The organism is Glutamicibacter sp. NPDC087344, from assembly GCF_044744225.1.
Classification (GTDB): domain Bacteria; phylum Actinomycetota; class Actinomycetes; order Actinomycetales; family Micrococcaceae; genus Glutamicibacter.
In genome coordinates this window covers 628088-647679 of sequence record NZ_JBIUXY010000001.1, presented here as the reverse complement: position 1 = coordinate 647679, position 19592 = coordinate 628088, and the positions used below count along the sequence as shown (strand labels likewise).

Annotated in this window: 16 protein-coding genes and 1 tRNA gene; 12 read left to right on the top strand and 5 right to left on the bottom strand. The window is 60.1% G+C overall.

From position 1 onward, the window contains the following. Entirely contained in the window at positions 1-1518 is a 1518-nt protein-coding gene (locus ACIOWL_RS02975; protein WP_400381477.1) for an MmgE/PrpD family protein, read from the bottom strand. 7 nt (positions 1519-1525) lie between these two features. Continuing rightward, positions 1526-2170, bottom strand: a complete 645-nt coding sequence (locus ACIOWL_RS02970) for a GntR family transcriptional regulator (RefSeq protein ID WP_400381474.1) — start codon at positions 2168-2170, stop codon at positions 1526-1528. Positions 2171-2356: 186 nt separating this feature from the next. Between ACIOWL_RS02970 and ACIOWL_RS02965 the strand changes: the two genes are divergently transcribed. Further along, entirely contained in the window at positions 2357-4273 is a 1917-nt protein-coding gene (locus ACIOWL_RS02965; RefSeq protein ID WP_400381471.1) for an AMP-binding protein, read from the top strand. 329 nt (positions 4274-4602) lie between these two features. On the opposite strand, the gene ACIOWL_RS02960 is transcribed toward ACIOWL_RS02965, so the two are convergent. Both ACIOWL_RS02960 and ACIOWL_RS02955 read right to left on the bottom strand, forming a co-directional pair. After that, a complete protein-coding gene (locus tag ACIOWL_RS02960; protein WP_400381469.1) occupies positions 4603-5343 on the bottom strand; it encodes a response regulator in 741 nt (246 codons plus the stop codon). A gap of 36 nt (positions 5344-5379) precedes the next feature. Beyond that, the gene (locus tag ACIOWL_RS02955) at positions 5380-7077 is read right to left on the bottom strand and encodes an ATP-binding protein (protein WP_400381466.1); all 1698 of its coding nucleotides are present in this window, start codon (positions 7075-7077) and stop codon (positions 5380-5382) included. A 181-nt stretch (positions 7078-7258) separates the two neighbouring features. Between ACIOWL_RS02955 and ACIOWL_RS02950 the strand changes: the two genes are divergently transcribed. The 10 genes from ACIOWL_RS02950 to ACIOWL_RS02905 all read left to right on the top strand — a co-directional run bounded on the left by ACIOWL_RS02950 (position 7259) and on the right by ACIOWL_RS02905 (position 17094). Beyond that, positions 7259-8560, top strand: coding sequence for a cation:dicarboxylate symporter family transporter (locus ACIOWL_RS02950; protein WP_400381465.1), 1302 nt, complete (start codon positions 7259-7261; stop codon positions 8558-8560). Between the two features lie 387 nt (positions 8561-8947). Continuing rightward, positions 8948-9805: a ParA family protein gene (locus tag ACIOWL_RS02945; protein ID WP_400381539.1), complete on the top strand. Its 858-nt coding sequence runs from the start codon at positions 8948-8950 to the stop codon at positions 9803-9805. Continuing rightward, positions 9805-10722: a segregation and condensation protein A gene (locus ACIOWL_RS02940; RefSeq protein WP_400381462.1), complete on the top strand. Its 918-nt coding sequence runs from the start codon at positions 9805-9807 to the stop codon at positions 10720-10722. Before ACIOWL_RS02945 ends, ACIOWL_RS02940 begins: the two co-directional genes overlap by 1 nt. After that, positions 10715-11305, top strand: coding sequence for an SMC-Scp complex subunit ScpB (scpB, locus tag ACIOWL_RS02935; protein ID WP_400381459.1), 591 nt, complete (start codon positions 10715-10717; stop codon positions 11303-11305). Before ACIOWL_RS02940 ends, scpB begins: the two co-directional genes overlap by 8 nt. A gap of 99 nt (positions 11306-11404) precedes the next feature. Continuing rightward, complete coding sequence (locus ACIOWL_RS02930) at positions 11405-12529, top strand: pseudouridine synthase (RefSeq protein ID WP_400381456.1); 1125 nt, start codon at positions 11405-11407, stop codon at positions 12527-12529. Positions 12530-12532: 3 nt separating this feature from the next. Further along, positions 12533-13633, top strand: coding sequence for a prephenate dehydrogenase (locus ACIOWL_RS02925; protein WP_400381454.1), 1101 nt, complete (start codon positions 12533-12535; stop codon positions 13631-13633). Beyond that, positions 13630-14325, top strand: a complete 696-nt coding sequence (gene cmk / locus ACIOWL_RS02920; RefSeq protein WP_400381451.1) for a (d)CMP kinase — start codon at positions 13630-13632, stop codon at positions 14323-14325. Before ACIOWL_RS02925 ends, cmk begins: the two co-directional genes overlap by 4 nt. Positions 14326-14391: 66 nt before the next feature. Then, on the top strand, positions 14392-15924 hold the full coding sequence (gene der, locus ACIOWL_RS02915) for a ribosome biogenesis GTPase Der (RefSeq protein WP_400381449.1): 1533 nt from the start codon (positions 14392-14394) through the stop codon (positions 15922-15924). A gap of 102 nt (positions 15925-16026) precedes the next feature. Continuing rightward, a tRNA-Pro gene (locus tag ACIOWL_RS02910) sits at positions 16027-16103 on the top strand. A gap of 142 nt (positions 16104-16245) precedes the next feature. Then, a complete protein-coding gene (locus ACIOWL_RS02905; RefSeq protein ID WP_400381448.1) occupies positions 16246-17094 on the top strand; it encodes a PhzF family phenazine biosynthesis protein in 849 nt (282 codons plus the stop codon). 27 nt (positions 17095-17121) lie between these two features. On the opposite strand, the gene ACIOWL_RS02900 is transcribed toward ACIOWL_RS02905, so the two are convergent. Beyond that, complete coding sequence (locus ACIOWL_RS02900) at positions 17122-17577, bottom strand: hypothetical protein (protein WP_400381445.1); 456 nt, start codon at positions 17575-17577, stop codon at positions 17122-17124. Positions 17578-17912: 335 nt separating this feature from the next. Here ACIOWL_RS02900 and ACIOWL_RS02895 point away from each other — a divergent pair, with 335 nt between their 5' ends. Further along, positions 17913-19532, top strand: a complete 1620-nt coding sequence (locus ACIOWL_RS02895; protein ID WP_400381443.1) for an ABC-F family ATP-binding cassette domain-containing protein — start codon at positions 17913-17915, stop codon at positions 19530-19532. Positions 19533-19592 lie beyond the last annotated feature (60 nt).

Below are 19592 nucleotides of genomic sequence, written 5' to 3'. Positions count from 1 at the left end.
TTAGAACAGTCCCCGAGGTGCGTTGGCAGCGTCGATGACACCGTCGGCGGCCTGGATGTTCAGCTGATCGAGTTCACCGGCGGCCAGGTTTTCCAGGTTCTGTGCAGCAGCGATAAAACGGTTGATTTCGGTTTCTTCAACCAAACCTGCAGCGAGGGTGCGGAACTTATTGATGTACTGGTCACGGGCGAATGGACGGGCGCCGAGCGGGTGGGCATCGGCTACGGCAATCTCGTCGGTGATCACGGTTCCATCGTTCAAAGTGATTACCACCGAGCCGCCGAAGGCCTTCTCGGCGATGTCCAGCGAGTGGTACCGGCGGGTCCACTCGGCATCTTCTTCGGTGGTGACCTTGTTCCACAGCTCCACGGTATCGGCGCGCGATGCACGTTCGGGGGAGTAGGAGTCCACGTGATGCCACGCGCCATCTTGCAGCGCAACGGTGAAGATGTACGGGATGGAGTGATCCAGGGTTTCGCGTGATGCGGTCGGATCGTACTTTTGCGGATCGTTCGCCCCGGAGCCGATCACGTAGTGGGTGTGGTGCGAGGTCTTGATCAGCACCGAAGCCACATTCTGCGGGTCGGTTGCTTCCGGGTGCTCACCGTGCAGCTTGCGGGCCAAGTCGATCCAGGCCTGTGCCTGGTATTCGGCCGAATGCTCCTTGGTGTAGGTGTCCAGGATTGCACGTTTGGCTTCACCGTCGGCCGGCAGCGGAACTTCATAGGCTGCGTCCTTGCCATCCAGCATCCAGGCGATCACACCGTCTTCACCCTCATAAATTGGTACCGGGGAAGTCTGTCCGCGCATGGCACGGTCGGCGGCTTCAACCGCCATCTTTCCGGCGAAGGCCGGGGCGTGCGCCTTCCACGTGGAGATTTCGCCCTTGCGCGACTGGCGGGTCGCGGTGGTGGTATGCAGACCCTGACCGACCGCTTGGAAAATGGTTTCGACATCCAGGCCCAGCAGGGTGCCGATGCCGGCGGACGCCGAGGGGCCGAGGTGAGCCACATGGTCGATTTTGTGTTTGTGCAGGCAGATGGCCTTGACTAGATCAACTTGGATTTCGTACCCGGTGGCGATGCCGCGGATCAAGTCTTTGCCGGACGCGCCGGTGTGCTGTGCCACGGCAAGGATTGGCGGAATATTGTCTCCCGGGTGGGAGTACTCGGCGGCCAGGAAAGTGTCGTGGTAATCCAGTTCGCGCACGGCGACACCGTTGGCCCAGGCGGCCCACTCGGGGGAGACCTTGGTTGAAATACCGAATACGGAGGCGCCCTGGCCGCCGGTGGAAGGTGAGTGCGACAACGCTTGGGCTCGTGCGGCAACGATCGGTCCCCGGTTGAGCGAGGCAATGGCGACCGATGCATTGTCGATGATGCGGTTGATGATCATCTCGGTGACTTCGGGGCTCACCTCGACCGGATCGGCGGCAACCTTGGCGATCTTGTGGGCGAGCTGATCCTCGCGGGCCAGGTTCTCTTCGGAGCGGTAGACGCGTACTGGGTGGTTAATCATGCAGATGTTACCTTTCGGATCCAACGGTGTAGGTCTTGATATGAGTTAAGGAATTGTGCAGGTGTACTGTGGTGGCGGCCGCGGCGACCTCTGCGTTCCCCGCGGAGATGGCCCACGCGATGGCCGCGTGTTCCCTGGCGGACTCTCGTAATCTGGTGGGGTTGTCCTTGGCCAGCCTGCGCACCCTTTGCAGATGGACCCGGAGGGTGCGAAGCGCGGTGGCCAGATAGGGATTGTTAGCGGCTGCGTCAACCGTGTCATCGAGGTGTGTGACGAGCTGGTAATAGTCCTCGCGGGAGCCCGAGAGGTCTGCGAGGTCCACGGCTTGATCAAATTTTTGTGCCAGCGAAGCGAATTCGGCCCGGTTTTCAGAAGCTGCGGCTTGCCTGGCGCTGGTAATTTCCAAGGCTCGTCGCAAGACAAAAAGATCTTCCAGATGGTCTTCGCTGACCTCTGAAACCACGACACCTCGACCGCGTTGTGCAACCGCCAGCCCGTCGGCCACCAATCGTGCAAGCGCTTCGCGCACCGGGGTGCGGGATACACCAAGCCGTTCGGATTGTTCAACTTCGGCAAGCACGGTGCCCGGGTGCAAACGCCACTCGACAATGTCGGTGCGCAGGCTCTCGTAGACCTTGTCACTGGCTCTCATGCTTCGAGTGTATACATAAATTGCCAACTCTGGGGAAAATTTGCGGATTCTTTTGAATAAACCGATAAATTTGTATACACGAGGGTTGTTATTGTGTGACTGGGCTCATAGGCTTAGTTGCACGAGGACGAGTCCTATATCTAACAGGCCGCCGGGCAGCGAAGCCCGACGCCGGAGGAGAACACCATGGCGCAGACCTACCGCCAGGCCTTTGAGCAGGCGAGCACCGATCCGGAAACCTTCTGGCTTGAAGCTGCCCAAGAGATCCAGTGGGACACAGAACCCACGGTGGCCGTCGATGCATCTCGCAAGCCGCTGTACAGCTGGTTTCCCGATGGAATGTTGAACTTGTCGGTCAACGCACTTGACCGCCATGTGGCGGCCGGTCGGGCAGATCAGACGGCCTTGATCTACGACTCCGCCATGCTGGGAATCACACAGGACTTCACCTATGCCCAGCTGCTGCACGAGGTAGAGCTGTTCGCCGGGGTGCTGACCGAACGCGGAGTGAAGGTCGGAGACCGCGTATTGATATATCTGCCCATGATTCCGCAGGCGCTGATTTCTATGCTTGCTTGTGCCCGCATCGGTGCTGTCCATTCGGTGGTTTTTGGCGGGTTCGCTCCCAAAGAACTTGCTGCCCGAATTACCGACTGCCAACCGGTGGTGATTGTGGCCGCTACCGGGGGAATCGAACCCTCGCGGCGCATTGAATACCTGCCAGCAGTGGCCGAGGCGCTGAGCCTTGCCGAGCCAGCGGTAAAAGACGTAATCGTCGCGCACCGCGAGGGCTTCGCCCATTCGCTGGAAGACTATCAAGGCAAACCCATCAACGGAGCGCCGATTAACTGGCTTGATTGGGAGCAGCTGGCCAAGACCGCCGAACCAGCGGCCCCGGTGTCGGTGCCGTCCACGCATCCGCTGTATGTGCTGTACACCTCGGGGACCACCGGCGCCCCCAAGGGTGTGGTGCGAGATACCGGCGGCTATGCCACCGCCCTGCAGTTTTCCATGAATGCCGTGTATGACGTCCATCCGGGAGATACCATGTTCACCGCCTCGGACGTAGGCTGGGTGGTAGGGCATTCCTACATCGTTTACGCGCCGTTGATCGCCGGGGCCACCACGGTGCTTTACGAAGGCAAACCGGTGGGTACCCCGGACGCCGGGGTTTTCGGGCGAATTATCGAGGACCACAACGTCACCACCATGTTCACCGCGCCCACCGCCCTGCGAGCCGTCCGCAAGGCGGATCCCGGCGGCGAGTTGATGACTTCCTATGATCTCTCCAGCCTGCGGGCGTTGTTTGTCGCCGGTGAACGGCTGGACCCGGACACCTACCATTTTGTTTCGGAGCTGTTGAATGTACCGGTGGTAGATAACTGGTGGCAGACCGAAACCGGGTGGCCAATAGCCTCCAACCCGTTGGGTTTGGAACAGTTGCCTGCCAAAGCAGGCAGCCCCACCACTCCCGTGCCAGGTTTCGACGTGCAGATCCGTGACGCGCTGGGCGAAGCACTGGGGGTGGGCGAAGAAGGAAATATTGTGGTGCGGCTTCCGCTGCCTCCGGGCGCGCTGGTCACCCTCTGGGGAAATGACCAACGCTTCATCGACACCTATTTGAGCCAATTGGAAGGGTACTATCTCACCGGCGACTCGGGCTACCTCGACGACGACGGATACCTTTTTGTGATGGGCCGAACCGATGATGTGATCAACGTTTCTGGCCACAGGCTGTCCACCGGCGCCATGGAACAGGTCTTGGCAAGCCATCCGGCTGTTGCCGAATGCGCGGTCATCGGCCTCGCCGATGAGATTAAAGGCCAACGCGCCAGCGGCTACGTGGTGCTGAAATCAGGGGTCGAGATTGACGAATCGAGCCTTGCCAAGGAAATTGTGGCCCTGGTGCGTCAGCATATTGGCCCGGTCGCCGATTTCCGTGAAGTGACCGTGGTGACGGCGCTGCCGAAAACCCGATCCGGCAAGATTCTGCGCAAAACCATGCGCCAGATTGCCGACGGCAAGGACTATACCGTCCCGTCGACCATTGAAGACAGCACCGTACTGGAACAGCTGTTGCCGTTGCTACGTCCACAGCCTTAGTGCTCGCGGGGCCCGGCTGAAAGTGTGCCCTGCAGAGTCTTGCCGGGCACACGGTCAGCGGGAAGATGTCAACGATGAGCCCACGGCGACACCGAGGCCCAGGCCTAACGCCGGCGCACTACCGTCCTCGGCCCCAACACCCCGGCGCGCAGCCAGTTCAGCCGTTAACCCTAGGGTTCTTCGCCGTGCGCTTGTTCCACACGATGTCCTTCCACGGGAAGCGGCTCATAAAATTCGCTCATACGCCCCTTGCCTCGCAGTACTCCGCACCAGGTCAAGGGCCTATGACACCTGGGGACTGTCGGGATGGTTTAGCTCTCAGCAGTGGTTCAGACCGAACGGTACTCGTACTCCGGGCGGCCGCGGGTTCCATGCCGAGGTTGTTTAACGGCGGCCCGTGTATCGGCCAGATATTCCAGGTAGCGGCGTGCCGTCACCCGGGACATACCCAGTTCCTCGGCCAATTCCGTTGCCGAGTAGGCGGTACCGGCACCAGCGTGCAGATGCTCGCTGATCTGAGCCAAGGTTTCAGGGATCAATCCCTTGGGTAAGGTTGTGGACGCGCTCGCCGTGCGCAGAGCTGAGAAAGCCGTATCCAAGGATGCTTGACTGGCATCGGGGCCGGTGGAACGCATGGAAGCGATGAAACGTCGATGGTTTTCCAATTTCTCGGCGAAAACGGCGAAGGTGAACGGCTTGATCAGGTACTGGGTTATGCCCGTCGCCACTGCTGAACGCACCACAGCAAGATCTCGCACCGCAGTAATGGCGATGATGTCGGTAGTCAGGCCGCGTCCTCGCATTCGTTTGGCCACATCGATTCCGTGCAAGTCCGGCAACGTCATATCCAGCAGCACCAAGTCGAACGGCGCCCCCTGCTGATGGGCCGTGGCGAGCAAATGGAGCGCTTGCTGTCCGTTGCCGGCTATCGCGGCAGCGGTGAAACCAGCAACCCGGTTCACGAAGGCCGCGTGGGCCGCGGCGGTGTCCGGTTCGTCGTCAACCACCAGAACCCGCAGCGGGTTTTCGGTCTTGGCGCCGGGGGCGCTATCGGCGTGCAGGGTGCTCATCGGCTCCTCCCAAAGTCAGGGTTTCTGGGTAGCGGTTCAACGACGAGGGGTGAACGGCAAACTTACGGTGAAGATCGCCCCGGCATCATTGTCAACATTCATTGTGCCACCCAGCCGCAAAACCGCCTGCTGCACCAGGGCCAGGCCTAAACCGCGCGGCTGGCTACCGGACTTCGTGCTGACGCCAAAACGCAGAAGGTTCTCCAAAAACTCCGGGGCGATACCCGGCCCGGAATCCGCTACCGAAATAATCAGCTCATCCTCCAACGCGGTCACCTCCACCCACACCGTGGCCTCCTCGGTACCCACCGAGACGTCCAACGCATTATCCAGGAGGTTTCCCATGATGGTCACGAGGTCGGTAGCCTGAAAAACATTCGCGGGAATGAGCCCCTGGGCGCTGATTTCCAGCTGGATGCCGCGTTCGTGAGCCTGGGCGGCCTTGGCGACCAGCAAACTCGACAGGTACGCATCATCGATACTGTGCACAATCGCATCGGTCAGTTGCTGCGAATGTTGCCGGTCATCCACGGCGAAAGCCAACGCTTGATCAACCTTGCCGTTCTCGATCAGGGTCGCGATGGTGTGCAGCCGGTTGGCATGTTCGTGCGTTTGCGCGCGCAAGGCAGTGGAAAAGGTTTTCAGCGACTGAAGTTCGCCAGCCAACTCTTGCACTTCCGTCAGATCCCGAAGGGTCAAGACCTGGCCGGTGACCGGCTGAATACCGAACCAGCCACGCCATGCACCACCGAGGCGAGGCAGGCTGGCATTGGTCAGTCGCGCCGGACCCTGGGAGACCGATAACACCGTATGCGCCCCCAAATGAATCTCATCCTTGCAGCTTCGCCCGGTTCGCATCAGTTCACGCAGGGTATCGGGCATTGGCAATGACAAAGGGTCCATGGCCTGGGCTGGGACTTTCTCCGGGAGGCCGAGCAACCGGACTGCTTCTTGGTTATACAGCACAATGCGGTGGTGGCGATCCAACAAAACCAACCCTTCACGCACCGAGTGCAGGGCGGAGAAATAAAATGCGTACAGCCTTCGCAAACCGTGCGGTCCGAACCCCAACGTGGCTTGGTGGACATAGCGGGAGAAAAACCACGCGCTGAAACCTGCCAAGAGCAGCGTTGAAGCGGACACCAACAGGATTTGCGGCAACTCGCTACGATAAATCAGCTGCAGGTTGTGCAAGGTGATTCCCGTGGCGACCATACCCACCAGCTTGCCGTCGTGGTAGATCGGCGCGATGGTACGCACCGAGTTTCCCAAGGTGCCAACGGCAATCTCGTCATAGACCACTCCGTTCAGCGCCTGTTCCTTGGACCCCGAGTACGGTTTGCCGATTTGGTTCGGATCGGGGTGGGTCACCCGAAGACCGTCGGGTGTCATGATGGTGATGAAGTCGATCAGCGGCGCGCGAAGCAAGATCTCATTTGCGTAGGGCTGCAACAGCGCGCTGGCGTCTTCACCCGCCAGGGCGCCGCTGACGAATGGATCGTTGGCCAGGGTGATAGAGATCGCGGCGACCGTTGACTGTTTGTCATCTCGGATGACCCGGTTTTGCTGTTGATAGGTCGCGAAGGCCAAACCGGCGACCACCAACAACACCACCAGCATCTGCGCGGAAAAAATCAATACCGCAAAAGACCACCCGTCACGGGTCAGCGGTGCCGGGTCGGATGTCGAATTTAACGGGCGGGGCAGGGGACGATCCGCAAAATCATCAGTCACTTTTTCCCCTTAGCGTCATTGCTGCACGGATGGTATTTCCGGATTCCGGAGGTGTGCGTGACCAATATGAACTCAACGGAGACGAAAATCACTTGGGCGCGCAGGATGGACATATCGATTCTACGGAATGCCATCCGGCAACGAAGCCGCGCTGGTTCCCACTGACAAGACAGGCCACCCCATGACTATCACCGAGCACGATTCGGCGGCAACGGACAAGCCGCAACAGGTCAAAAAGAAGGACCGGACCCATTGGTTATACATCTCGGTGATCGCCGCGGTGATTCTCGGCGCCATTGTCGGCCTGGTCGCCCCGGAACTTGGCAAGGCACTGAAACCGCTGGGTGATGGATTCGTCTCCCTGATCAAGATGATCATTGCCCCGGTGATCTTCTGCACCATCGTGCTGGGTATCGGATCGATTGCCAAAGCGGCAACCGTCGGCAAGGTCGGCGGGCTCGCGCTGCTGTACTTCATCAGCATGTCGACCTTCGCCCTGGCGTTGGGTCTGATCGTTGGCAACATCATCCACCCCGGCGAAGGCCTGGACCTGAAACCGTACGATCCCTCCAAACCAGCCACCACAAATTCAACTGTCGAATTCTTTATGTCGTTGATCCCTGGCGACCTGCCGGTATTGCCCACCTTGGTAGTTGCCTTGTTGGTGGGATTCGCCCTGCAAGGTATGGGCAAGAGCGGAGAGCCAGTACTTCGCGGCATTCAGGGAATCCAGAAGGTAGTTTTCCGAATCATGATGATGATCATGTGGGTTGCTCCTTTGGGTGCCTTCGGCGCTATCGCCGCAGTGGTTGGCGCAACCGGCTGGGCCGCCATCGGTTCGATGGCGATCCTCATGGGCGCTTTCTATCTGACCTGCATCATTTTTATTGTGTTTGTCTTGGGCACACTGCTGCGCATCGTGACGGGCCTGAACATCTTCCTCTTGCTGAAGTACCTTGCCCGCGAGTACCTGCTGATTTTCTCAACGTCGTCCTCGGAATCAGCATTGCCACGACTGATCGCCAAGATGGAACATGTTGGGGTTTCGAAACCTGTAGTTGGCATTACCGTGCCGACCGGTTACTCATTCAACCTTGACGGAACCGCCATCTACCTGACGATGTCGGCACTGTTTGTCTCCACGGCAATGGATATGCCGATGAACCTCGGCGAGCAGATCGGCCTGCTGGTCTTTATGATCATCGCTTCGAAGGGCGCCGCCGGTGTCACCGGTGCGGGTCTGGCCACCCTGGCCGCCGGACTGCAAGCGCACCGTCCAGAATTGCTGGGCGGCATGGGCGTGATTGTTGGTATCGACAAATTTATGTCGGAAGCCCGAGCCCTGACGAACTTCACCGGCAACGCGGTGGCTACCTTGCTGATCGGAAAATGGACCAACGAAGTGGACCTGCAACAAGCCAAAGCGGTCCTTTCGGGGCAGCGACCGTTCGATGAAGCGCTGATGGAAGAAAGCACACACTAGCCGGCAACGCCATACCAGAGTCTAAAAATCCGCAGTCCCAAGTTTCTGAGGGGCTGCGGATTTTTTGTTCTTGACAACTCACCCGGTGGTTGGTCGGGATGCGCGTCGGCCGGCGGTTAACCACGCGGAAATCGGGGTGAGCAGCCAACAACAGATTCATTCGAGCAGATGCCGAGGCCATGAAGAGCATACCCAGCGTCCATACAACATTTGAGTTAAGGTTCAAGGTAAAGGCTCGCCGTGAAAAAGTTGAAAATACCCAGAATGTCGTTGCTGCCCGATAACCTTTAAACGAGCCAAAAGCTCAAGATTTTAGTCAGAAAAAACGGGAAGTGTGGTTGACCCATCGTGAGCGAGGAACAGGCAAACAAGGTCCGCGGCGCCGGGATGCTCAAAGAGCCCCAGCCGTTAGGCCCCACCGGCAAACCCCTCTCGGAATTTCCTGTACCAGCCGCCCTGCCTTCGCATGGTCCTGCCCGCGTTATCGCCATGGTGAACCAAAAAGGCGGCGTGGGTAAAACCACCTCGACGATCAACCTGGCCGCGGCGCTCGCCGAGTACGGCCGCAAGGTATTGTTGGTGGACTTCGACCCGCAGGGCGCACTATCTGCCGGTTTCGGCACCAATCCGCATGAGATGGACGTGACCGTCTATAACGTGTTGATGGACCGCAACGTCAAGATCACCGACGCGATCCGCCATACCGAGGTGGAAAACATCGACCTGTTGCCGGCTAACATCGACCTTTCCGCCGCCGAGGTGCAGCTGGTAAATGAAGTCGCCCGCGAGCAGGTGCTGGAGCGCGCGCTGCGCCATGTCATCGATGACTACGACGTGGTGCTCATCGACTGCCAGCCCTCGCTGGGTCTGCTCACCATCAATGCACTGACCGCCGCCCACGGTGTGATCATCCCGCTGACCGCGGAGTTCTTCGCGTTGCGTGCGGTTGCCCTGCTCATGGAAACCATCGACAAGGTCAAAGACCGCCTGAACCAGGTTCTTGAACTTGATGGTGTGCTTGCCACCATGTACGACGCGCGAACCTTGCACAGCCGCGAGGTGATCACGCGGCTGGACGAGGCATTTGGCGACAAACTGTTTGAAACCGTGATCAAACGAACCATCAAGTTCGCTGACGCGAACGTGGCCGCCGAACCTATCACCACTTATGCTGCCAACCACCCAGGTGCAGAGGCCTATCGCAACCTGGCCCGCGAGCTGATTTGGCGCGGTGGTGCCCCGTAATGAGCACCATGCTCAGTGACGACCAACGCGAACAAACCGCCACCGGCGCTCCCGAGGATCACCCAGAAATGGGTCCGGGAGAATCGGCTGGCGGTTTTCGCCTTGCCCTGACTAATTTTAACGGGCCCTTTGATGTGCTGCTGCACCTGATTACCAAACGGGAACTGGACATCACCGAGGTAGCCTTGGCGGAGGTGACCGACGAATTCATTGCATATCTTCGCCAGCTCCAGGCCAGCGCCCACGACACGGAAAACGGCGGGATGAAAATCCTGGATGAAACCACCGAATTCTTGGTGGTTGCTTCCACGCTGTTGGATCTCAAAGCCGCACGTTTGCTGCCCCGCGGAGAAATGGCGGATGAAGAAGACTTCGAATTGCTCGAAGCCCGGGACCTGCTTTTTGCACGGCTCCTGCAATACAAGGCTTTCAAGCAGGCTGCCGCGTTTTTGGGGGAGCGCTACGACGCGGAGTCGGCGCGCCGTCCCCGCGAGGTGGCTTTGGAACCGGAATTCGCGGCCCTGCTGCCCGAACTGATCTTTTCGATTGGTGCCGAAAGGTTCGCGCAGATCGCCGCCGCAGCGTTGTCTCCGAAACCCGAACCCATCACCGAGGTAGGTTTGGGGCACCTGCACGGCGCCAATGTCACCATTGCCGCCGAAGCCCAGGAGATTGCTGACCTGCTGGCCGAGCACGGGACCATGGACTTCACCGCGTTGGTTGCCGACGCGAGCGAACATCTGGTGGTTGTTGTGCGTTTTCTGGCATTGTTGGAGATGTTCAGGCAGAAAACGATCGTTTTTGTCCAGGAAGATCCGCTGGGGCAGCTGCTGATCAGCCTGGCCGGGGACGCGGACTTTGATGCGCAGGCGGTTCAAGACGACTACGAGGGCAGTGGTGAGCTGGATCATGAGTGAGATTGCCCCCATTGACCAGCTCCCAGGCGGGCTTGAATCGGGTTTGGAAGCGGTGCTGATGGTCGCCGATACCCCCGTATCATCGGCGCGTTTGGCCGAAATCTTTCAGGTGCCGATACCCCGAATCGCGGCGACCCTCGAACATCTGGCGAACGAGTATGATAGTAAGGATCGCCCGCGCGGATTTGAACTGCGACGTGTCGCCTCCGGGTGGCGCTTGTATTCGCGGGCCGATTACGCCGATTTCGTCTCCAGTTATGTGCTCGACGGGCAAACAGCACGCCTGTCACAGGCCGCCCTAGAAACCCTGGCTGTCATCGCTTACCGACAGCCGGTCTCGCGTGGACGTATTTCGGCGATTCGAGGTGTCAACGTTGATTCGGTGGTGCGCACATTGCTCACCCGCGGATTGATTACGGAGTATCCGGAGATGGGCGACGGTGGAGCGACGCTCTACCAAACAACCGAATACTTCCTGGAACGACTGGGACTGGGCTCGCTGGAAGAGTTGCCTGCGCTGTCCCCGTATCTGCCCGGGGTAGCTGATCTCGAATCGCTCGATTCGGCAACCTACGACGATTAGGCAACGAAGCTCCGCAACGTTGCCCGACAGGACCAACGACGTGTCAGGCCCACCGGCCAAGCACGCGCGAATACGTAACAGCAAGGGACAAGTCTTAGCATGAGCAGGGGATCCTCCTCCGGCCGCAACCCACGCGGCAACAATTCAAACTTCGGCGGCAAGCCTGCCGGGTCCCGTTCGGGCCAGGGTGGCAAACCCGGCACCGGCGGCAAGTCTTTCGGCAAAACCGGCGGACGTCCGGGCTCCGGCTCGGGCAAACCCGGGGATGCAAAACCCTACGGCAAATCGGCCGGCGCCAAGCCAGCCGGCGCCAAGTCCGGCAACGGCTCGGCCAAACGCAACACGTCAGCGGCCCGCAAGAATTCTGAGCGCGCCTTTGGCAGGGAGCGTTTCGGCACCTCGGTGCCGACCAACTACGCCCGCCCAACCCAGCGCGCCCGGGCCCAGGCCCGCGCCGAAAACCAGGCCGCCCGCCTGGAGCACGGCGAGGCCCAGGACGGCATCCGCCTGCAGAAGGCCATGGCCAACGCCGGGGTCGCATCGCGCCGTGTCTGCGAAGAAATGATCTTGGAAGGCCGCGTGGAGGTTAACGGCAACCTCGTGGTCGAGCTGGGCAGCCGCGTGGATCCGGAGAAGGATTCAATCCACGTGGACGGCATGCGCATCCAGCTGAACAAGGCCGCACGCTACTACGTGTTCAACAAACCTAAACACGTGATGTGCACCATGGACGACCCCGAAGGCCGCCGCACCATTGCCGACTACTTCAAGAATGAACACCACTCCCAGCGGCTGTTCCACGTAGGCCGGCTGGACTACAAAACCGAGGGCCTGCTCATCCTGACCAACGATGGCGAGCTGGCCAACCGTTTGCAGCACCCCAAGTACGAGGTTCCCAAAACCTACCTGGTGCAGGTTCCCGGCCCGCTGCCACGCACCGTCGGCAAGCAGCTGCGCGAAGGTGTGAAGCTGGAAGACGGCTGGATCAAGGTTGACGACTTCAAGCTCATCGACATGAGCCCCAAACACGTGATGGTGGAAGTGACCCTGCACTCGGGCCGCAACCGCATTGTCCGCCGGATGTTCGACGCCGTGGGGCACCCGGTGGAGCGGCTGGTGCGTGTGGGAATCGGCCCGATCCAGCTGGGCGACCAGAAGCAGGGAGTAATCCGTTCGCTGGGCAACCAGGAAGTCGGTCACCTGATGAAAATGGTAGGGATGTAATCCATGGCCACCTCACACCTCGCCGGGCCGGTGCTAGTCATCGGAACCGGACTGCTGGGCACCTCCGTGGGACTTGGCCTGCGCGCCAAGGGCGTGAGCGTCTACCTGCAGGACATCTCGCCGACCGCCCAGGGTGTAGCCCAGGACATCGGTGCCGGCGTGGTGCTGCACGGGCAGAAGATCGCTCCCGAGCTGGTGGTGATTGGCGCCCCGCCGGATGTGACCGCGCATCTGGTGGGCGACGCGCTGTTGGCGTACCCGAACGCCACCGTGGTGGACATCGCCAGCGTCAAGGGCTCGATCCTGCATGCGGTGCTTGCCGACGAACGGCTGAGCACGGCTGAAACCTCACGCTACGTGGGAACCCACCCGATGGCCGGACGTGAAAAATCCGGTCCCGCCGCCGCCCGCGGCGAGCTGTTCACCGCCATGCCCTGGGTCATCTGCGCCCACGAACTGGCGCAGCCCGAACGGGTGGTGACCGCGGAATCCTTGGCCGTAGACCTCGGCGCCACCATGCACCGGATGTCGGTGACGGAACACGACGAATCGGTTGCGCTGATCAGCCACTTCCCGCAGGCCGCCAGTTCGATGATCGCCTCACGGCTGCTGAACGCGCAAAGCCACCAGCTGGCGTTGGCCGGCAACGGGCTGCGGGATACCACACGGATTGCCGCCAGTGATGAGAAGCTGTGGATCCAGATCTTCGCCCACAACGCCGCCGCGCTGATCCCGATCCTGACCGGCATGAAGGAAGACCTGGACCGGTTGATCACCACGCTGCAGCAGCCGGAAGCGCCCGGTGCGTTACTGGACCTGTCGCAGTTGATGACCGAAGGCAATGCCGGACGCGCCCGGATTCCGGGCAAGCACGGCGCCCCGCCGCAGGCCTTCGCCTTGGTGACCGTTGTGGTGGATGACAAACCCGGGCAGATCGCCGCGCTGTTGGCGCAGATCGGCGAGGCCGGGATCAACCTGGAGGATCTGCGGATGGAACACTCCGCAGGGCACCAGGTCGGCCTGGTTGATGTCTCGGTCTTGCCTGGACGCCGCGATGAACTAGTAGACGTATTGACCCACAATGGATGGAAGGTTGCCCAGTGAGCATCGAGAACAACCAGACCCGCAACGAGCGCACCTTGGTGGTCGCCATCGACGGACCGAGCGGTTCGGGCAAGTCCTCGGTCTCCAAGGCGGTGGCCCGCAAACTGCACGCCGCCTACCTGGACACCGGCGCCATGTACCGCGCGATCACCTACTCGGTGCTGGCCGAGGGCACCGACCTGGATGACGCCGCCGCGGTGGCCCAGGCCGTGCGCGATGCCCAGCTGAGCATTTCGGTGGACCCGGATGCTGAACGTGTGGTGATCGGCGACCTCGATGTGACCGAGGCGATCCGCGAGCCGCGTATTTCCGAGCAGGTCTCCACCGTTGCAACCAACGTTGAAGCCCGCGCCGAGCTGGTGCGCCGCCAGCAGCAAATCATTGCGGCCAATGCCCGCATCGTGGCCGAAGGCCGGGACATCACCACGGTGGTCGCCCCGGATGCGGACGCCCGGATCCTGCTGACCGCCTCGGAGGAGGCCCGCCTGCGCCGCCGCGGCCTGCAGCTTGGCGGCACGCAGAACGAGGCGCAGCTGGCCACCCAGGTCCTTGAACGCGACGCCAAGGATTCAACCGTAGTGAATTTCACCCAGGCCGCCGACGGGGTCATCACCGTGGATTCCTCGGACCTGGATTTTGAACAGACCATCGCCGCCGTGCTCGACGCCGTCGACTCGGCAACCACCAACTAGCCACAAGCTGGTGCCCATCCTCGGCGAGAGCCGATGAAGATTACCGATCGCTGTGAAGGGAAAATCATGAGCGAGAACAACTCCATCAACGACGCGGACTACATCCCCGTTGGAGACGACGATATCGCCGAGCGCCTTGCCGAACTGAGCGAAGAAGACGCCGAGATTCGTACCAAGGCCCTGCTCTCGGGACTTGACGACTACGACCTGGACGAAGAAGACGCCGCGTTGCTCGCGGGCCTCGACGAGTTCGACGACGATGACAAGGATGTTGTCATCCCGCCGGTGCTAGCCGTCATCGGGCGCCCCAACGTGGGCAAATCCACCCTGGTCAACCGCATCATCGGCCGTCGTGAGGCGGTCGTGGAAGACACCCCCGGCGTGACCCGCGACCGCGTGTCCTACTCGGCGGAATGGATGGGACGCCCATTCACCATCGTTGACACCGGCGGATGGGAGCACGACGCCAAGGGCATCCACGCCTCGGTGGCCGAACAGGCTGAAATCGCCGCAGACGTGGCCGACGCGATCTTGTTTGTGGTCGACTCCCATGTGGGAGCCACCGCCACCGACGAGGCCGTGGTGAAGATGCTGCGCCGCAAGGGCAAACCGGTGTTCCTGGTTGCCAACAAGGTCGACGACTTCAACCAGGAAGCCGAAGCCGCCGTGCTGTGGGGTCTGGGCTTTGGCCAGCCCTGGCCGGTTTCCGCACTGCACGGCCGCGGCACCGCGGACCTGCTGGATGCGGTCATGGAAAAGCTTCCCACCCACTCCGCCTACGGGGGAGTCATCCCCTCCGGCGGGCCTCGCCGTATCGCGTTGATTGGCCGCCCGAACGTCGGCAAGAGCTCGCTGCTGAACAAGGTCGCCGGCTCCCAGCGTGTGGTGGTCGACGATTACGCCGGAACCACCCGCGACCCGGTGGATGAACTGGTTGAACTCGGTGGTGAAATCTGGCGGTTCGTTGATACCGCTGGTATCCGCCGCCGTCAGCACATGGCCGTCGGTTCGGATTACTACGCCTCGTTGCGCACTCAGTCGGCACTTGAAAAGGCCGAGGTTGCCGTGGTGCTGCTGGCCGCCAATGAGACGGTTTCCGAGCAGGACGTGCGCATCATCCAGCTGGCCATCGAGGCCGGCCGCGCGTTGATTGTTGTCTTCAACAAGTGGGATGAGGTGGACGAAGACCGCCGCTACTACCTGGAGCAGGAAATCGAACGCGACCTCGCCCACATCGAATGGGCTCCACGCGTGAACATGTCTGCCAAAACCGGGTGGCACAAGGACAAGATGATCCCGGCGCTGCATACGGCCTTGGAATCGTGGGACAAGCGTGTTCCGACCGGCAAGCTCAACGCGTTCCTTGGCGAGCTCGTGGCGGCGCACCCGCACCCGGTGCGCGGCGGCAAGCAGCCCCGTATCCTTTTCGGCACCCAGGCCTCGGCTCGACCGCCGAAGTTTGTGTTGTTCACCACCGGATTCCTCGACCCGGGCTACCGGCGTTTTATCACCCGCCGCCTGCGTGAGACCTTTGGTTTCGAAGGCAGCCCGATTGAAGTGTCGATGCGAATTCGTGAACGACGCGGCCGTAACCGTTAACGGTTCGAAAACTCGGGCCGACTTGGTGTAGGCTTATCTAGGAGCTTTTCGCAGACGGCACCCTTGGTTCTCACGACTTGGGGATAACGGCTGCGAAGGCATCGGGCTATGGCGCAGCTTGGTAGCGCGCCTGACTGGGGGTCAGGAGGTCGCAAGTTCAAATCTTGTTAGCCCGACCACAACGGATTGATCAGGACAATCGTCCTGGAGATCTTGCAAGTGAATACATCAGAGGTGGCACCGGGAAACCGGTGCCACTTTTTTTATTAAGTATCCGCAAGCTCCCGGGCCCGGGTTTTGCACCTGATCGAAAGGAATCACATGCGCCGCCGATTCATGCAGGTCGACGTGTTCAGCCACGACCCGTTTAAGGGAAATCCCTTGGGTGTTGTGATCGACGGACAGGGTTTGAGCACCCAGCAGATGAAGGACTATGCCACCTGGTCGAATCTGTCGGAAGTTACCTTTGTGCTTCCACCCAGCGAGGAGGTGGCGGATTTCCGCTTCCGGATCTTCGCCGGAGATCAAGAATACCCGTTTGCGGGGCATCCAACGCTCGGCACCGCCAGGGCTTGGCTGGCGGCCGGAGGGCAGCCAAAAAACTCAGGACACGTTATCGCCCAATGCCAAGCTGGACTGATTCCGGTTCGGATCAACGAATCTGTTTTGTCCTTTCAGAGCCCCGCACGGGTACGCTCCCACGCGCTCGACCAGGCGGAGCTTCAACCGATCTGCGAGATCCTAGGCATCAGCGCCGAACACGTGGATGCAGCATTCTGGGCCGATAACGGTCCCGGATGGGTAGCCGTCTTATTGAACAGTGCGCAGGCCGTCCTTGAACTGAGCCCGGATGCTTCAAAACATCAAGGACAATGGAAAATCGGAGTCCTCGGACCGCTGGAGCCGCAGGATGCCAATCGCCGGGGCGGTTTTGAAGTGCGTGCACTGAAATTTGCGGATGGTGTTTTACTCGAAGATCCGGTGACCGGCAGCTTGAATGCGGCGGCTGCTGAATGGTTGATTGAAAATGGCCGAGCGACCGCACCATTTACCAATCACCAGGGAACCGTTCTCGGGCGCCGAGGACGTGTGGATTTTGAGCTGGTTGATGGAACGCTGTGGACCGGTGGCGCGACGCAGGTGCTGATTGATGGCTATTTCAATGTGTGACTCGTGGCCTTGTCGCGGCAATCGTCTTTAGGCTTGGCTGACATCGAGTTCTTCGACCCGTGCCACTGCCGATATGTCGCTGCCAAGGACGGTCACCGTGACGGATTTGAGAGAGGGAGCGTCAAATTCTTCCAACATTCGCAATGCGAAATTCTTCAGTTGATCATCGGTCACCGACCCATAGTCATTCAGGGTCAAGATCAATTCACCGGGCTTCGAAGCGCCCCATGCCATGATGCTCGCCGGCTGCGGCTCGGTGATCCCCTCGATTGTGTAGGAGTCTTCTCGCAGCCAGTAGGCGTTCATTAGATCATCCGCCCAATATTGTCCCTTGACCGCATCGATGCGCTTGATTTCTGCTTCTGACTGCTCGCTGGGGGAGAGCGCCGGTGCGGTAGGGGAAGCCTGTTCAAACTCCAAGGGTGCGCAGCCGGTGAGTGCGCAGGCAAGCAACAGTGCGCTGGGCACAATCAACTTGCGCATGAAGAGCCTTCCGATGAGTTACACCCAAATTCTAGCCGGTGCCGGTTCTTGCAGCGTTGCTCGCAGTAACGGCAACGAGTAGGCTGAAACCATGGGTACGTTGCATCCGTAAGTCCTTCATCATGTTGAGCCGAGCTCCATGATGGATTGATCAGCGCCGCGAACATCGAATCGCGGTGAGCACCCTTTACGCCTAGGCTTCGCTGTTTTGGCGAGCCCTCAGCAGATTTCGGATGACCATGATTCGACGACATGAATATACCTCCCACGCCGCTACCGCATCGGAAACGGATGCACCTATCCCGGAATATCATTGCCAACTCATGGAAGTGAGTGTGAGTTTTGCCGACCGCGACGTTCTGAAAAGTATTGATGTGAATATCGGTCCCAGAGACCGGCTCGCAGTGCTCGGGGACAACGGTTCGGGGAAAACGACGCTCCTTCGTCTGCTGGCCGGAGGTTTGACTCCAGATCGTGGCGAACGGGTCGTCACCGTTCCGGGTGCAATCGCTTACGCGGAACAGAATCCTCAGTTTCCGCGTGAGGCCAGCATAGGGGAGGTGATCGACTCCTACCATCACAGGCTCAGGCAATTGGAACAGCTGATTGCTGCGATCGGGATGAGGCTTGAGCGGGCCGCAGGAGCCGAGGCAGACAAGCTGCTTTCCCAGTTGGAGCAGGTCACGGACCTCTATGAGGCGGCGGATGGATATGCGGTGAGCTCGCGGCTGAATCGGTCGCTGGAACAATTAGGGCTCGGAAGCATTGCCCGCGATACTCCGGTGTGGAATCTCTCCGGTGGCCAACGATCCCGTTTGGCCTTAGCCTGCGTACTTAGCTCCGGGGCGCAACTGCTGCTTCTCGACGAACCAACCAATGACTTAGATGACGACGCGCTGCGATGGTTGGACGCTGCACTGCAGGGGCATCGAGGTGCATTGGTTGTGGTCAGCCACGATCGGGTGTTTTTGCAGCGTTATGCCCGGCGTATCGTCCTGGTGGAAGACGGCGCGGTGAAACACTACGCGGATGGGTATCAAGGTTTCCTGCGGGCGAAGGCAAGCGAGCGGGCTTCGGCCATCGCAGCCTTTGAACACTGGACTGAAGAGCTGGAGCGATCGGAAACACTTGTTGCCAAAAATGCGGCACGGGTTGCGGCGATTCCACGTAAGCAGGAAAAGGCCGGCTTTGGGCACGGAGCGTTCAGGCTGCGTAGCCGGGCCCACGGCTCAACCAGCAAGATTCGTCAAGCGAAAGCCCGGATTGAGGAACTTGAATCCAGCCCTGCCCCTAAACCAGCCGAAAAACTTGAGTTCAGATTGCCTAGCGTGGCAAACGTCGACGAGAAGCTAGAGCCACTGTTGCAGGCCACCGATGTTGCCAGGGTCAACGATCCGCAGATTTTTGTTGAGGGAATCACCGTCCGACCTGGTGAACGCTGGTTGGTTGGTGGAGCCAACGGCGCTGGGAAAAGCACTTTGCTGAAGGTCCTTGCCGGCGAGCTTCCGGTTGAGAAGGGAGAGGTTTCACGCCGTCCAGACCTCCGTATTGGTTGGCTTCGGCAAGAACTCAGCGACTTGCCGGGGGATACCGTCATTGAAGCCTACGCAGCAGCGCTGGACTTGTACCTGGATGAGGCGGTTGAACAGATGTTCTCACTAGCCTTGTTTACCCCACGGGACTTGTTGGTACATCCCCGCGCATTGTCCGTCGGGCAACGCCGTCGCCTGGAATTGGCGATCGCCGTAGGCAAAAACGTCGACTTGTTGCTTCTTGATGAGCCGACCAATCATCTCTCACCGGATCTCGTCGAGCAGTTGGAAGAAGCGTTGGTGGACTATCCAGGCACTGTCATCACGGTGACCCACGATCGCCGGTGGCGCAACAAGCTGGCTTCTCATTCAGGGCTGAAGCGTCTTGATGTCGCCGGTGGTGTAGTGAAGTGCGAGGAATGAAGCATTTGGAATCGCAGCCTTTCAGGCGGTGAGCTGGTTTGTTTGTGCGCTGACTCACCC

Excerpts from the sequence above, each read along its gene's own strand:
- ACIOWL_RS02975 (WP_400381477.1), bottom strand. The coding sequence starts at position 1,518 with ATGATTAACCACCCAGTACGCGTCTACCGCTCCGAAGAGAACCTGGCC.
- ACIOWL_RS02970 (WP_400381474.1), bottom strand. The coding sequence starts at position 2,170 with ATGAGAGCCAGTGACAAGGTCTACGAGAGCCTGCGCACCGACATTGTC.
- ACIOWL_RS02965 (WP_400381471.1), top strand. The coding sequence starts at position 2,357 with ATGGCGCAGACCTACCGCCAGGCCTTTGAGCAGGCGAGCACCGATCCG.
- ACIOWL_RS02960 (WP_400381469.1), bottom strand. The coding sequence starts at position 5,343 with ATGAGCACCCTGCACGCCGATAGCGCCCCCGGCGCCAAGACCGAAAAC.
- ACIOWL_RS02950 (WP_400381465.1), top strand. The coding sequence starts at position 7,259 with ATGACTATCACCGAGCACGATTCGGCGGCAACGGACAAGCCGCAACAG.
- ACIOWL_RS02945 (WP_400381539.1), top strand. The coding sequence starts at position 8,948 with ATGCTCAAAGAGCCCCAGCCGTTAGGCCCCACCGGCAAACCCCTCTCG.
- ACIOWL_RS02940 (WP_400381462.1), top strand. The coding sequence starts at position 9,805 with ATGAGCACCATGCTCAGTGACGACCAACGCGAACAAACCGCCACCGGC.
- scpB (WP_400381459.1), top strand. The coding sequence starts at position 10,715 with ATGAGTGAGATTGCCCCCATTGACCAGCTCCCAGGCGGGCTTGAATCG.
- ACIOWL_RS02930 (WP_400381456.1), top strand. The coding sequence starts at position 11,405 with ATGAGCAGGGGATCCTCCTCCGGCCGCAACCCACGCGGCAACAATTCA.
- ACIOWL_RS02925 (WP_400381454.1), top strand. The coding sequence starts at position 12,533 with ATGGCCACCTCACACCTCGCCGGGCCGGTGCTAGTCATCGGAACCGGA.
- der (WP_400381449.1), top strand. The coding sequence starts at position 14,392 with ATGAGCGAGAACAACTCCATCAACGACGCGGACTACATCCCCGTTGGA.
- ACIOWL_RS02905 (WP_400381448.1), top strand. The coding sequence starts at position 16,246 with ATGCGCCGCCGATTCATGCAGGTCGACGTGTTCAGCCACGACCCGTTT.
- ACIOWL_RS02900 (WP_400381445.1), bottom strand. The coding sequence starts at position 17,577 with ATGCGCAAGTTGATTGTGCCCAGCGCACTGTTGCTTGCCTGCGCACTC.